Genomic DNA, 14,182 nt, shown 5'->3' on the forward strand with positions numbered 1-14,182 from the left:
TGATCCGCGCTCACCACCTCGGCTCCTAGCGTGCGGACATGGACACCGCAGCCAGCACGCCGGAGGGATCCGGCTGGTACGAGATCCGCATCCAGGGTCGCCTCGACTCCCGCTGGTCCGCCCGCTTCGCGGGCATGACCCTGACCACCGGCGACGGCCAGACCCTGCTCACCGGTCCCGTCGTCGACCAGGCAGCCCTGCACGGACTGCTGCATCAACTCCGCGACATCGGTCTGCCCCTGGTCTCCGTCCGCCAGGTCCACACCGACGACGCCCCGCACGCACCCCATCATCGCGACACCACAGGAGCCTGACATGACCATCACCGCACCCGCCGCCACCACTACCACCGCCGTACGGCGTGATCCCACCCGCAACAACGCCCGTGCCGCGGGCATCTTCTACCTGCTCACCTTCGCCTCGTCGATCCCGGCACTCATCCTGCTCGGACCGGTGCTGAACGACGCCGCCTACGTCACCGGCGCGGGCCATGACACCCGCATCCTGTGGGGCTGCCTGCTCGACTGCGTGAACGGCCTGACCGCGGTCGGTTCCGCAGTCGCGGCGTACTCGGTGGTGAAGCGGCAGAACGGATCGATGGCCCTCGGCTTCGTGACGTCCCGCCTCGTCGAGGCGGCCGTGGTCATGATCGGCGTGGTCAACCTGCTCGCAGTGGTCACCCTGCGCCAGCACCACGTCGGTGCCGATCCGGCGACCCTGACGGTGACGGCCAACGCACTCGTCGACGTACGGAACTGGACCTTCCTGTTCGGCCCCGGCCTGATGCCCGTCTTCAACGCGCTGCTGTTCGGCACCCTGCTCTACAAGTCCCGGCTGGTTCCGCGCATCATCCCGGCCGTCGGCCTGATCGGCGCACCCCTGCTGTTCGCCGCCTTCATCGCCGCCCTCTTCGGCGCCACCGACCAGGTCTCGGCCTCCTCCTTCTTCCTGACCCTGCCCATCGCCGCCTGGGAATTCACCATCGGCCTCTGGATGACCTTCAAGGGCTTCCGCCCCCAGGCAGTCGCAGCCCTCGGGATTCGCAACGACGGCTGAGCGCTGGGCCGGCCGCACCGGTCGGACCAGAAGGCGGCTCCGCTCCGGCGGGCCGCCTTCGCCTTGTCCAGCACGTGATTCAGGTCGGCAGAGTGCCGCGGATGATGCTGTCGTGGGAGTGTTCGGGATTGCCGTCGTCGGGCTCCAGCGAGATGTCGACGATCCGGTAACCCTGCCCGGTGGCGTCCGGCGGGATCTGGTAGGTGCCGACGGTGCCGGGGGACAGGACGCCCAGCGAGACCATCCTCTTGCCGTCCTGGTTGATCAGCCACACCTCGTAGAACCCGCGGGGGGCCGGCAGGCCCGAGGCGGTGACGCGGAGCTCGGCGCCGGTTCCGACCCGGACCAGGTCCGCGGTGCCGTCGCCCGACTTGCCTTCGAGTGGCTCGAGCTTGATCGCAGCCTGCGTCGTGGTGTCCGTCGGCTTGTCGATCAGCCGGGTGCCCAGTACGCCGGCCCCGAGGCCGAGGATCGCCGCGATGCTCGCCGCGAGCACCAGGGCGCGCCGGCTGGTCCGTACTACGACTGCGCTCGGCTGCTGAGCAAGAGGTTCCGTAGTACGCGTGGCGCCGTCTTCGTGGTCGAGCTCCGCGGCGATGCGTTCCCACACCTCGGGCGGCGGCACTTCGAGGTGCGGAAGGTCGTGGCTGAGGTCGGCGAGGTGGCGGAGTTCGTCCAACCTGCCCTGGCAGTCCGCGCACGTGGTCAGGTGGCCGGTCGCTTCCGGGCTCGGTTCGTGGTCGTCCAGCGCCCATTGCGCCAGCGTCTCGTCGTCAAGATGCGTCACCGGTCACCTCCTTCAGTCGGGCTCGCAGGTACAGCAGCCCTCGCCGTACGTGGCTCTTCACCGTTCCCAACGGTAGATCGAGCTGCTCCGCGATCTGCGAGTAAGTCCGGTCCTCGTAGAAGGCGAGCTTGAGGATCGTCCTGCGCGGGTCGTCCAGCCGGTTCAGTTCGTCCGCGAGGACCACGCGGTCCACCAGCCGGTCCTCGTCGCCACTGGAGACCGCCGGCGCCGGGGTGACCGCCTCGACGTTGCGTCGATGCCGGGTCCGGGCAGCGTGATGGTCGGCGATCCGGTGCCGGGCCACGCCGACCAGCCAGGAGCCGAGCGTCCCGGTCTCCGGGTCGAAGCCGGTCCGGCCGCGCCAGGCCGAGACGAACACCTGCTGGGTGATCTCCTCGGCGTCACCGCGATCGTTCACCGACCGCAGCGCGAGGGTGTACACCAGACCCGACCAGCGGCGATAGGCCTCCGCGAGGCTCTCCTCCCGGCCGTCCGCGAAACCCTTCGCGATGTCGGCCGCCGAGGGGTCACCCGCGTCGGTGGTGCTCACAGGGCGCACTGTAGCCGGGCCCCGCGTGGGTAGATCAAGAGGACGCAACAGCGGTAACCACCAGGTTGTCTCGGTATCCGCCGGCGTCGGCGTCATACGGTCCTCCGCACGTCACGATCCGCAGGCGGCGTGATCCCTCGCGGTCGAACAGGTCGTCGACGGCCAGCTTCTGTTTGGGGATGTTCTTGACCGTGGTCACCCGATAGCCGGCGACGCTCCGGTCGGTCATCGTGATCTCGATCAGGTCGCCGGGGCGGACCTTGCGCAGCCTGGACAGCGGACCGACACCGAACTCGCGGCTGTCCAGGTGACCGCCCAGGACGACGGAGCCGGCCCGATCGGCCGGGCCGGGGCCGAACCGGTACCAGCCGATGTCGGTGGGGTCGGCAGGCAGCGCCATCTGGCCGTCGGCGCCGACACCGACCGATTTCACCGCCATGTTCAGTGCCGCCGTGGCCACCACCAGCCGGATCGGGACTGGCGACCGAGCCGCGACTGTCGGCAGGTCCGCGGCATGGGTGCGCACCGAACTCGGTGGTGGTGTTACGGATGGCGGACTGATCGGTCGGCTGGCAGACGCGGACGGCCGGTCGCCGGTGACTTCCGGGTCGCCACAGGCGGTGAGGCCTGCCAACGCAGTACAGGTGAGTGCGGCCACCACGAGGGTGGCCGCACCGCGACGAGGAACCGTCACGACCGGACGCGTGCCCGGACAACCGTCGTCCCGACGACCGCCAAGCCGAACACGGCCAGCAGGGCGAACAGGCCCAAGGCCGGCGAGCCGTTGTCGAGCTGCGCCGCTTGGCCACCCGTACCACCGGGGATACCACTGGGGTTGTGGTGGAGACCGGAGATGGTCTGGACGGCGAGTTTCAGATTCTTGCCCGCCGCGCTGCCCCAGGCGTAGACGATCGTGTTGGTGCCTTCCTTGAGATTCACGTCGGCGGGGCCGATCGCGACCGTCGACGTGCCGGCCAAGACGACATCGGCGCTGATCGTGCCGGCGGGAAGGTCGGCCTTGGCCTCCTTGGGGTTGGTCAGGCTCTTGAAGGCGGGCTTCCCACCCGCGCGGACGTCGACCGCGGGAGCGGCCGCGTCGTGGCGGACCGTCAGCCGGGCCTTGCCGGCGGCAAGCTTCGAAACGTCGTTCACGTAGGGAGTCAGCACCGGCTTGCCGGCCGCGTCGAGGTGCGCGACGACGGTCACGTTGGCGCCGCCCGGGACCGTGACGTCATCGGCCTGGATGACGGCCTTTCCTTTCGCGCCGGCCCCTGCGGCGGTGACCTTCAGGTCATAGCTGCCGGCGGGAAGCTTGAGCGGGTCGGTCAGCGTGCCAGGTTTGAAGTTGGTCAGCAGCGCCTTGCCGTTGGCGTACACGTCCACGGTGGCACCGGGAACCGCGTGCAGGACGGAGACGGTGGCATCGGCCGTCGGCGCGGCCTGCGCGGTCGCGGCCACGCCTACCGGCAGCCCGGCGAGCAGCAGCCCGGCAGCAGTCAGTGCGGTGATTCGGCGAAAAGACATGAAACCCTCCCAGAGATGGTCACTTGCCTCTACTTCCGCCCGAACCCCCAGAACGGATGCACCCGATCGCGAAGTCGGAACCGGACCGAGGGCTATCGGGTCCGGGTCTGGGAGCGGAGGAGGGCGATGTCGGCTGCACGGAGGGCGTCGTCGGCGTCCTTGTAGCGCTGGATGGTGGGGAGTACGCCGACGGCGAGGTCGGCTTCCGGATCGGACAGGATCGTGGCGAGCAGTTCGCGGACCGGGTCGCCGGTCGCGCCGATGTCGTCGAGCAGGACGGCGAACTCGTCCTGCCGGAGACGGGCGGCCGAGTCGCCGTCGCGGAGGGCGAGGCGCAGGCGGCGGGCCACCTCACGGCGTACGTCGGCGTCGTCGCCGGAGCGGTCGACGACTCGCAGCAGGACGAGCGCGCAGTCGTAGTCGCGGGCGCGGCGGCGGGTGCGTTTGATGGCGGCGCCGAGCCGGTCGAGGAAGAGCGGTCGGTTGACCAGTCCGGTCTCGGGATCGCGCAGGACGTTCTCGCGCAGGGAGAGTTCCTGCTCCTTGCGTTCGGTCATGTCGAAGAGAGCGCCGACCAAGCGGGCCGGGCAGCCGGCGTCGTCCAGGATCGTCACTGCGCGGCACAGCATCCACCGGTAGTCGCCAGAAGCCGTTCGCACCCGGTGCTCGATCTCCAGTGGGGTGCGGGCTCCGCCGAGCTGGGCCGCGATGGAGGCTGACAGATCCTGGTGGTCGTCGGGATGGACGCGGTCGAGCCATTCCGACGGCGAGGTGCCGATCTCCTGGTCGGCGTACCCGAGGATCTGCTTCCAGCGAGGCGAGTAGTACACGGTGCCGGCCGAGACGTCCCAATCCCAGGTGCCGTCCTGGGCCGCGAGCGAGGCCAGGGCATAGCGTTCCTCGCTCGCGCGGATGGTGCCCGCGAGCGCTCGCTCGCGTTCGGCGGCCTCCTCCAAGGCCTGGCGTTGATCGCGCAGGGAAGCCAGCAGGCGCTCGTGATCCAGTGCGACGGCCAGCAGCGCGGCCCAGTGGTTGTACTTGTCCCGGCCGCTGGTCGCGCGGGTGTCGACGTTGCCGTCGATGGCGAGCAGCCCCCAGTCGCTGCCGCCGAACGTGACCGGCAGCACGAGCGTGAGCCGGCTGCTACCGGGTGTCGCGCCGCGGGTCAGCGCTGCCGGCGGGAACTGGCTCGCCGGTGAGCGCAGGCCGATCAGCCGCGACAGCGCACCCGAGTTGTCGTCGACGCCGACGATCTCGATCTCGCGGTCGCCCGGTGAGTGGCCGACCCACAGCCCGAGGCAGGCGGCGCCACGTCCGTTCCTCGGTAACCAGGTCAGGGTGCGCGGGCTCGGGCCGTTGCCACGCAGCAGGTCCATGTCGAGCTCGTACTGATCGGCGATCGTCCGTTCCAGGTAGCCGCTGCGCGCGAGCATCGGCCGGGTGCAGCCTTTCGTCAACGCCAGCAGGATCTCGGTCCCCGCCTGCGACACCGCGGCCGGGTGGCTGCCGGCCAGTTCACGTTCGAAGTCGCGAACGGCCGCGATGAGCTGCTCCAGCGTTTCGGGGTGTGGCCGCCGAGCCGCGGTGAGATCGGCAAGCAGGCCGAGCGATCTCGTGGTCGGCGCTGTTCCACGTTCGGCAGCGGCGGTCATCGGGTCGACGATCGCGCGCAGCCAGTTGGCCCGGTCCTCGTCATCGCCGGTCCGATGCACTGTCCCGACCGAAGGCGCGCCGAATCCGGTATCGGCGAGCCGCTCCAGCACAGCCACAGCGGCAGGCCGTCCGGCGGCAACCGGAGAATCGCCAACGGTGGCGGTCGATCCGGGGCAGCCGCAGGACTCACGTAGTACGAGCGTGGCGGCCGAACGATGTACGCCGTCGGCCACCGGCGTGCCTCCTAGCCGGGCGAGCAGGAGCTCCACCGCAAGGCTGCCCACCCGGTCGTAATGCGGGTCGACGGTCGACAACCGCGGCATCAACCGGGCTCCGCTCTCGATGTGGTCGAACCCGATCACGGCGTGATCCCGCGGCAGCACCAGGCCGCTGGATCGCAACGCCCGCAGAAATCCGATGGCATTGCGATCCGTGGCGGCGATCGTCGCGGTCGTCGGAGCGCCGGCCGCGAGAAACCGTACGGCGGCGTCCTCGCCTGCCTGTTCGTGATTGTCGGCCGTCTCGTGGAACCACTCGGGCCGCGCCTCGATTCCTTGCTCGGCAAGCGTTGAGCGGTAGGCCTCGTAGCGTTCGCGGATGTCACGCTGCGAAGGACTACCGGTGAAGCCGATCCGCGTGTGACCGTGATCGATCAGGTGCCGGACAGCCGCCCGTACGCCGCCTGCGTTGTCCGGTACGACGACGGGTGCCTGCAGGCCGGTCTGCTCCTCGCTGATCAGGACAACCGGCCGGCCCCATTCCTGCGCGGCCGCCAGCCGGTCGTGCCGGACGGCTTTCACCACCACGATGATGCCGTCCACCGCGTCGAGAGCGACCGGAACCTCGAGCAACGGCTCGTCGGGATAGCGTTCCCGATCGAGACCTGACGGATAGGTCTGTACTGCGACGACGCGGTGACCGGCGTCGCGCGCGGCCCTCGAGGCGCCGGCGATCAGGGCACCGAAGTAGAAGCCGCCCACGACCGGCGAGAGGATGCCGATCGTGTGGCGTCCACCCGGACCGGCCGATCGCTGCCGCATGCGCCTCCTCACCACGTCATCGGTGCCGAGCCGATGCGCATTCGGGCAGCGGGCGACACACTAGGTCATTGTGCGCACACCGTCCGCTGACAGTCCCGGGTCGCCCGCGCGCCGTGTCACGATCACCGATGTCGCGCGGGCGGCGGGTGTGTCGATCGCCGTTGTGTCGTACGCGTTCAACGGACGGCCGGGCGTTTCGGCGGCCACCCGCGAACGGGTGCTGCGCATCGCCGCGGAGTACCGCTGGCGCCCGAGTGCGGCCGCGCGTTCGATGCACATCGGGCCGCGTGCGGTCGGCCTGGTCGTCAGCAGCGACGGCGGTGGCACGCATGCCACCTCCTTCTTCGACTTCGTCACGGCCACCCAGAACGTCCTTGCTGAGCACGACTATGCACTGCTGTTGCAGGTTGTGGACTCCACCGACGCAGCCGTCGCGACGTACCAGAAGTGGTGGGCCGAACGCAGGGCCGACGTGATGATCGTGCCCGATGTCCTGACGTCGGATCCGCGGGTCGAGGCGCTGCGGCAGTTGCGCGTCCCGGCCGTCGTACTCGGGCCGCCCGAGGTGGCGCGCGGATTGACTTCGGTGGCGCTCGACGAGACGGAAGCGTTCGCCCGGGTCGCGAATTACCTTGTGGGGTTGGGACATCGCGACATCGCCGCCGTGACCGCCTCGGCGACCCTGCATCGCACCAAGCTGCGGATGGACGTGTTGACGCGAGCTCTGGAGGGCGCCCGCGGAACGGTGACGCACGTCGAGACGAACGCCGGCGCCGAGGAGGCGGCAGCGACGACCCGACGACTGCTCACCGGTCCGCGGCCGCCGTCTTTCATCGTGTACGACTCGGACCAGATGGCGACTGCCGCGCTCGACGTGGCCCGGCGGCTCGGTCTCGAAGTCCCCTGGGACGTGTCGATCCTGGCCGCCGCCGACTCCGCGCTCTGCCGGCTCGCCACCCCGTCGATCACCGCGCTTCCGGTTCCGCTCACGGCCGTGGGCACCGCGGTCGGTGAAACCGTGCTGGCGTTGCTCGCCGGGGGAGTGGCAGCCGATCGTGTCGTCCCCCTGGGCGGCATCGCCGTCCGCGGCAGCACCGGCCCCCGCGCCCGCTGAGCCGAAACAGCCTGAACACCCGAAGCAGCGGAGCAGCCGAGCAGCCGAAGGCAGCCGAACCAGCCGAAGCGGCCGGAGCAGCCGGTCACGATGGCGTAACGCGCCACCGGCTTAAACGTTTCGCCCCATCCCGGCGGTGCAGCGGTGCATGTGAGGTTCGGCTCAGCCGCCGGTGTCCGCAGCGGCTCGTACCGCTTCACGCCCGGACCGGTACGCCGGACTGATCCCTGGAGGACCGCGTGTCCAAGATCCCCAAGCGGCTACTCGCCGCAGGCACGGCCGTGGCGACCGCCCTCGTCGCGGTACCGCTGATCGCCACGAACGCCGTCGCCGAGTCGCACGTCGACAACCCGTACGCCGGCGCCACGCAGTACGTGAATCCGACCTGGGCCGCAGCCGTCGAAGGCGCCGCCACCCGGGCCACCGACCCGGCGCTCGCCGCCAAGATGCGCCAGGTCGAGACCCAGCCGACCGCGGTGTGGATGGACCGGATCAGCGCCATCACCGGCAACGCCGACGGCAACGGACTGCGCTTCCACCTGGACCGCGCGCTGTTGCAGAAGCAGTCCGGTACGCCGATCGTCGTCAACCTCGTCATCTACGACCTCCCAGGCCGCGACTGCTACGCGCTCGCCTCGAACGGCGAACTCCCCGCGACCGCCGCGGGCCTGGCCCGCTACAAGGCCGAGTACATCGACGCGATCGCGAGCATCCTGGCGGATTCGAAGTACGCCGGTCTGCGGATCGCGGCGACGATCGAGCCCGACTCGCTGCCGAACCTGGTCACGAACAGCTCGCAGCCCGAATGCCAGACGGCCGCGCCGTTCTACCGCGACGGCGTGAAGTACGCGCTCGACAAGCTGCACGCCATCCCGAACGTCTACAACTACATCGACGCGGCCCACTCGGGCTGGCTCGGCTGGGACAACAACGCCGGTCCCGCGGCCAAGCTCTTCGCCGAGGTCGCCCGGTCGACCCAGGCCGGCTTCGCCTCGATCGACGGCTTCGTCACGAACACGGCGAACACCACGCCGCTGGAGGAGCCGTACCTGCCCAACTCCTCGCTGACCTTGAACGGTACGCCGATCCGGTCGGCCAAGTTCTACGAGTGGAACTTCGACTTCGACGAGATCGACTGGACCGCGCATCTGTACAACCTGTTGATCGCCGAAGGCTTCCCGGCCAGTACCGGCATGCTGATCGACACCTCGCGCAACGGCTGGGGTGGTACCGCGCGGCCGACCGCCACGTCGACCAGCACCGACCTCGAGACCTACATCAACCAGTCACGAGTGGATCGTCGCAACCACCGGGGCGCCTGGTGCAACCCGCTCGGTGCCGGGATCGGCGAACGCCCGCGGTCCACGCCGTCCGGCTATCCCGGCTCGCACCTGGACGCCTTCGTCTGGATCAAGCCGCCGGGTGAGTCCGACGGCGCGTCGACCGACATTCCGAACGACGAGGGCAAGCGGTTCGACCGGATGTGCGACCCTACCTTCGTCTCGCCCAAACTCGGTAACCAGCTGACCGGTGCCTCGCCGGGTGCTCCGCTGGCCGGCCGCTGGTTCGAGTCGCAGTTCAACGAACTGGTCCGCAACGCCTACCCGGCGATCGGCGGCAGCACCACGCCGGACCAGACCGCACCGTCGGTTCCGACCGGTCTGCACACCACGACGATCGGGGACACCTCGGTCGCGTTGGCCTGGACCGCCTCGACCGACAACGTGGGCGTGGCGGGATACGACATCTATCGCGGCACGACTCTGGCGGGCAGTTCGGCCACGACGAGCTTCACCGCGACCGGGCTCACCGCGAGTACGGCGTACTCGTTCACCGTCCGGGCCAAAGATGCCGCAGGCAACGTTTCCGCCGCGTCGGCCGCACTGGCCGTCACCACGACGACGGGATCGACCAACCCGCCGGGCGCCTGCCGGGTGAACTACTCGGCGAACAGCTGGAACACCGGCTTCACCGGGACGGTCAAGGTCACCAACACCGCGACGGCACCGCTGGCCAACTGGCGGCTGGTCTTCGACTTCGCCAACGGCCAGACCTTGCAGCAGGGCTGGAACGCCACCTGGACCCAGTCCGGTACGACGGTCACCGCGGCTGCCGTCCCCGGGTCGTGGAACGCGACGATCGCCCCGGGAGCCACGGTCGAGATCGGCTTCAACGCCGCGCACACCGGCACCAACAACGCTCCGACGGCTTTCACGGTCAACGCGCAGTCCTGCTCGATCGGCTGACCCCTTCGAGGCTCAGGTAGGCGGTGGAGTGACCTGGTGAGACACACACCGCCTACCTCAGGTCTTGACATGCCAGTGCGCGCTCGGCCAAAGTACGGCGCACTGTTAGCGTTAACACAAGGGTGAGGCCTTCATGCAGCTGCGTACGCGCTCGTCTCTCTGGGTTGTCACGGCGGCCTTCGCCCTGCTCGGCGGGCAACTCCTCCCGCCCGCTCCGGCCCTCGGCGCCAGCACTGAGGACGTGACCGCCGGCCTCGTACTGCGCTACGACCTCACCCAGACCGCCGGGATGACCGTGACCGACAACTCCGGCAACGGTCGCGACGGAAGCCTCGTCGGTGGCGGCACCTGGAGTGGCTCGGACCTCTCCCTCGACGGCGCCGACGACTACGTGAAACTGCCCGACAACCTGATGACCGGCCTGGACTCGATCACCGTGTCCTCGGATGTGTTCGTCGCGCCGGACCAGGCCACGCCGTTCTTCCTCTGGGGGCTCGGCAACACCGCGTCCTCGAGCTCCGGCACCGGCTATCTCTTTGCCAGCGGCAACAATTTCCGGGCCGGTGTCACCACGACCAACTGGTCGGGGGAGAAGGTCACCGCCAAGACTCCCTCCGCCGACCTCGCGCGCGGTGTCTGGAAGACCGTCACCTACACCCAGACCGGCACCACCGGCACTCTGTACGAGGACGGCGTCCAGGTCGGCCAGAACACCGCGGTCAGCGTGCTGCCGAGCCAGATCGGCGGCGGCGCGACCACGAACAACCTGCTGGGCAAGTCGAACTACGCCACCGATCACACCCTGAAGGGCAAGGTCCGCAACTTCCGTGTCTACAACCGCGCGCTCGGCGCCGACGAGGTCGCGATGATCGCACTCACCGACCAGTCGAAAGCGGACGGAGCTGCCGCCGCGCTGTCCGTCGTCCACGCCGACGACGTCCGCGGCAATCTGACGCTGCCGCCCACCGGCGAGTACGGCGCCTCGGTCACCTGGGCCTCGTCGGCTCCCACCGTGGTCGGAAGCGACGGTGTCGTCCATCGGCCGCCGAACGGAGCCGGTGACACGCAGGTCACGCTGACCGCGACAACCACAGTCGGAACGGCCACCGCCACGCGGCAGATCGTCCTCACGGTTCGCGAGCTGAAAGCGGCCGCGCCGTACACCGGGTACGCGTTCAGCTACTTCACCGGCAACTCCATCGCGGGCGAGAAGATCTACTTCGCCGCCAGCCGCGGCAACACCGCACTCAAGTGGGACGAGCTGAACAACGGCCGGCCCGTGCTCGAGTCCACCAAAGGCACTCTCGGTCTGCGCGATCCCTTCCTGATCCGCTCGCCCGAGGGTGACCGGTTCTTCCTGATCGCGACCGATCTGTCCATCGGCCGCAACGGCGACTGGGATGCCGCACAGCGCCAGGGCAGCCGCTATCTGGAGGTCTGGGAGTCGACCGACCTCATCACCTGGTCCGAGCAACGGCACGTCCTCGTCTCACCCGAGACCGCAGGCAACACCTGGGCCCCGGAGGCCTACTGGGATCAGGAACTCCAGTCGTACGTCGTCTTCTGGGCATCGAAGCTGTACGCCGCGGACGATCCGGGACACACGGGTTCGACGTACAACCGGATGCTCTACGCAACGACCCGGGACTTCCGGACCTTCAGCGCACCGAAGATCTGGCAGGACCGGGGCGAGTCCCGGATCGACTCGACGGTGATCAGGGAGAACGGCGCGTACTACCGGTTCACCAAGGACGAGGGTGGTGGCGGCACCGGATGCTCGGACATCATCCAGGAGAAGTCGTCGTCGCTGACGGCGGTGGACCTGCCCGGCAACCCGTCGTGGGTGATGCAGGACTCGTGCATCGGCCGGGACGCGGGGACGTCGGCGGTCGAAGGCCCGACCGTCTTCAAGGCCAACCCGGGCGACACCTCCGGCTCCAAGTACTACCTGTTCGTCGACGAGTACGGCGGCCGCGGGTACATCCCTCTCGGCACCGACGACCTGGAGGCGCCGAACTGGAAGGTGCCGACAACGTACTCCCTGCCGGCCAGTCCACGCCACGGCACGGTCCTCCCCGTGACGCAGGCCGAACTCGACCGGCTGCGCGACGGCCTGGTGCTCCCCGATCCGGTGAAGGCCGACGCGAACGGTCTGGTCGCGCACTACCCGTTGAATCAGACCAGCGGCGCCACGGCGACCGACGTGACCGGGCACGGGTACGACGGTGTGGTCTCGGGCGACACGACCTGGACCGACGGCGCTCTCACTCTCGGCGGCACCAACGGTCACGTGAAGCTGCCCGACAACCTGATGGCCGGACTCGACGCGATCACTGTCTCGACCAAGGTCTGGATCGACTCCGGCCAGCAGACGCCGTACTTCATCTGGGGACTGGGCAACACCGCCAGCGATGCCGGCAACGGCTATCTCTTCACCACGGGTGACGGCTACCGTACGTCGATTGCCACCGGCAACTGGACGACCGAGCAGACCGCGTCGGCGGCCAACGCCGTACCGCGTGGTGTCTGGAAGGCGCTCACCTACACGCTCACCCCTGACGGCGTCGCCACGATCTATCTCGACGGTGTCCAGGTCGGGCAGAAGACCGGTGTCTCCATCGCTCCCGGCGACATCGGCGGTGGGCGGACGACAGCGAACTACCTGGGGCGTTCGGTGTATACCTCGGACAAGTACCTGAAGGGCAAGATGCGCGACTTCCGGCTTTACAACCGTGCCCTGTCGGCCGCAGAGGTCAGCGACCAGGACGCGGACCCCCACGCGGTGATCGGCGTCGACCTGGCCAGCCTCAAGGTTCCGGCGATCATCGACGACGCCTCGTCGACCGTCACGCTCCCTGTTGCCCCCGGCACCGATCTCACCAAACTCGCGCCGGTGCTCAAGGTGGTGTCCACCTCGACGATCTCGCCGACCGGGCCGGTGGACCTGTCGACGCCGAAGACCTTCACGGTCACCGCGCAGGACGGCACCAAGCGGACCTGGACGGTGAAGGCGGTCGTGATGCGCTCTCCCGTACTGCCCGGCTACAACGCGGATCCGAACATCGCCCGCTTCGGCGACACCTACTACCTCTACGTGACGACCGACGGGTACGCCGGCTGGGGCGGCAAGGACTTCTACGTCTGGAACTCGAAGAACCTGGTGGACTGGCAGCGGTCGGCGAAACCGATCCTGACCCTCGACGGCGCGAACGGGAACGTGCCGTGGGCGAGCGGCAACGCGTGGGCGCCGACGATCATCGAGCGCGGTGGCAAGTACTACTTCTACTTCTCCGGGCACAACCCGGCGTACAACCGCAAGACGATCGGCGTCGCGGTGGCCGACAGTCCCGAGGGCCCGTTCACCGCGCAGCCGACGGCGATGATCCTCAACAACGAGGCCGTCACGTCAGGTCAGGCGATCGATCCGGCCACGTTCCAGGATCCGGTCACCGGGCGGTACTACCTCTTCTGGGGCAACGGTTCACCGGTGTACGCCGAGCTGACCGACGACATGCTGGCGATCAAGCCGGAGACCCTGAAGCCGATCAGCGGCCTGACCGGGTTCCGCGAGGGCTCCTTCGTCAACTACCGCAACGGGACGTACCACCTGACGTACTCGATCGACGACACCGGTTCGCCGAACTACCGAGTCGGCTACGCGACGGCCAAGAGCATCGACGGACCGTGGACCTACCGCGGCGTCATCCTGGAGAAGGACCCCGCGCAGGGCATCCTCGCGACCGGGCACCACTCGATCATCCAGGTCCCGGGCACGGACGACTGGTACATCGCCTATCACCGGTTCGGGATGCCGGGCGGCGACGGTCAGCATCGCGAGACCACGATCGACCGGCTGTACTTCGCCGCCGACGGGACGATCGCGAAGGTGGTGCCGACGCTCACCAGTGTGCAGCCCGTGGTCCCGCTGACGCCGGCGCCGAAGGTGGTGAAGGCGCCCGCCGTACAAGGCAAAACGGTCGCCGGGTATGCCCTCACGGGCACACCCGGCGCGTGGAACCAGACCGGTCTCTCCTTCGAGTACCAGTGGATCCGGGACGGCAAGTGGGTGCCGGGGGCAACCACCAAGCAGTACCAGCTCAGCCAGGCAGACGTCGGTCACCGGCTCGCAGTACAGGTGACCGCGGTACGCCGGGGTGCCGCGCCCGCGACTGCTCTCTCGGCTCCTACCGCCGTGATCCGTTAGTTGCCCTA

At 68.9% G+C, this 14,182-nt stretch carries 10 protein-coding genes; 5 read left to right on the forward strand and 5 right to left on the reverse strand.

Features of this window, described 5'->3' with window-relative positions:
• Positions 1-38: 38 nt before the first annotated feature.
• On the forward strand, positions 39-314 hold the full coding sequence (locus DIZ26_RS04055; RefSeq protein ID WP_112237846.1) for a hypothetical protein: 276 nt from the start codon (positions 39-41) through the stop codon (positions 312-314).
• Position 315: 1 nt separating this feature from the next.
• Positions 316-1,056 carry a DUF4386 domain-containing protein gene (locus tag DIZ26_RS04060; RefSeq protein ID WP_112237848.1) on the forward strand — a complete coding sequence of 247 codons (741 nt, stop codon included), beginning with the start codon at positions 316-318 and terminating at the stop codon, positions 1,054-1,056.
• Positions 1,057-1,135: 79 nt separating this feature from the next.
• Here DIZ26_RS04060 and DIZ26_RS04065 read toward each other — a convergent pair whose 3' ends face one another.
• From DIZ26_RS04065 to DIZ26_RS04085, 5 genes are all read right to left on the reverse strand, one after another.
• Complete coding sequence (locus DIZ26_RS04065) at positions 1,136-1,843, reverse strand: anti-sigma factor (protein ID WP_112237850.1); 708 nt, start codon at positions 1,841-1,843, stop codon at positions 1,136-1,138.
• Positions 1,830-2,393, reverse strand: a complete 564-nt coding sequence (locus DIZ26_RS04070) for an RNA polymerase sigma factor (RefSeq protein WP_232828134.1) — start codon at positions 2,391-2,393, stop codon at positions 1,830-1,832. The genes DIZ26_RS04065 and DIZ26_RS04070 overlap by 14 nt, the downstream gene beginning before the upstream one ends.
• 34 nt (positions 2,394-2,427) lie before the next feature.
• A complete protein-coding gene (locus DIZ26_RS04075) occupies positions 2,428-3,087 on the reverse strand; it encodes a class F sortase (protein ID WP_157979575.1) in 660 nt (219 codons plus the stop codon).
• A complete protein-coding gene (locus tag DIZ26_RS04080; RefSeq protein WP_112237856.1) occupies positions 3,084-3,917 on the reverse strand; it encodes a DUF4397 domain-containing protein in 834 nt (277 codons plus the stop codon). The genes DIZ26_RS04075 and DIZ26_RS04080 overlap by 4 nt, the downstream gene beginning before the upstream one ends.
• A 92-nt stretch (positions 3,918-4,009) precedes the next feature.
• Entirely contained in the window at positions 4,010-6,610 is a 2,601-nt protein-coding gene (locus tag DIZ26_RS04085; RefSeq protein ID WP_112237858.1) for a substrate-binding domain-containing protein, read from the reverse strand.
• A gap of 70 nt (positions 6,611-6,680) precedes the next feature.
• Here DIZ26_RS04085 and DIZ26_RS04090 point away from each other — a divergent pair, with 70 nt between their 5' ends.
• The 3 genes from DIZ26_RS04090 (at position 6,681) to DIZ26_RS04100 (ending at position 14,174) form a co-directional block, all read left to right on the forward strand.
• Complete coding sequence (locus DIZ26_RS04090) at positions 6,681-7,724, forward strand: LacI family DNA-binding transcriptional regulator (RefSeq protein ID WP_112237860.1); 1,044 nt, start codon at positions 6,681-6,683, stop codon at positions 7,722-7,724.
• A gap of 239 nt (positions 7,725-7,963) precedes the next feature.
• On the forward strand, positions 7,964-9,970 hold the full coding sequence (locus tag DIZ26_RS04095) for a glycoside hydrolase family 6 protein (protein WP_112237862.1): 2,007 nt from the start codon (positions 7,964-7,966) through the stop codon (positions 9,968-9,970).
• Positions 9,971-10,103: 133 nt separating this feature from the next.
• On the forward strand, positions 10,104-14,174 hold the full coding sequence (locus DIZ26_RS04100; RefSeq protein WP_112237864.1) for a family 43 glycosylhydrolase: 4,071 nt from the start codon (positions 10,104-10,106) through the stop codon (positions 14,172-14,174).
• Positions 14,175-14,182: the final 8 nt, after the last annotated feature.

This window comes from Kribbella monticola (assembly GCF_003261635.1).
In the GTDB taxonomy this organism is placed as follows: Bacteria; Actinomycetota; Actinomycetes; order Propionibacteriales; family Kribbellaceae; genus Kribbella; species Kribbella monticola.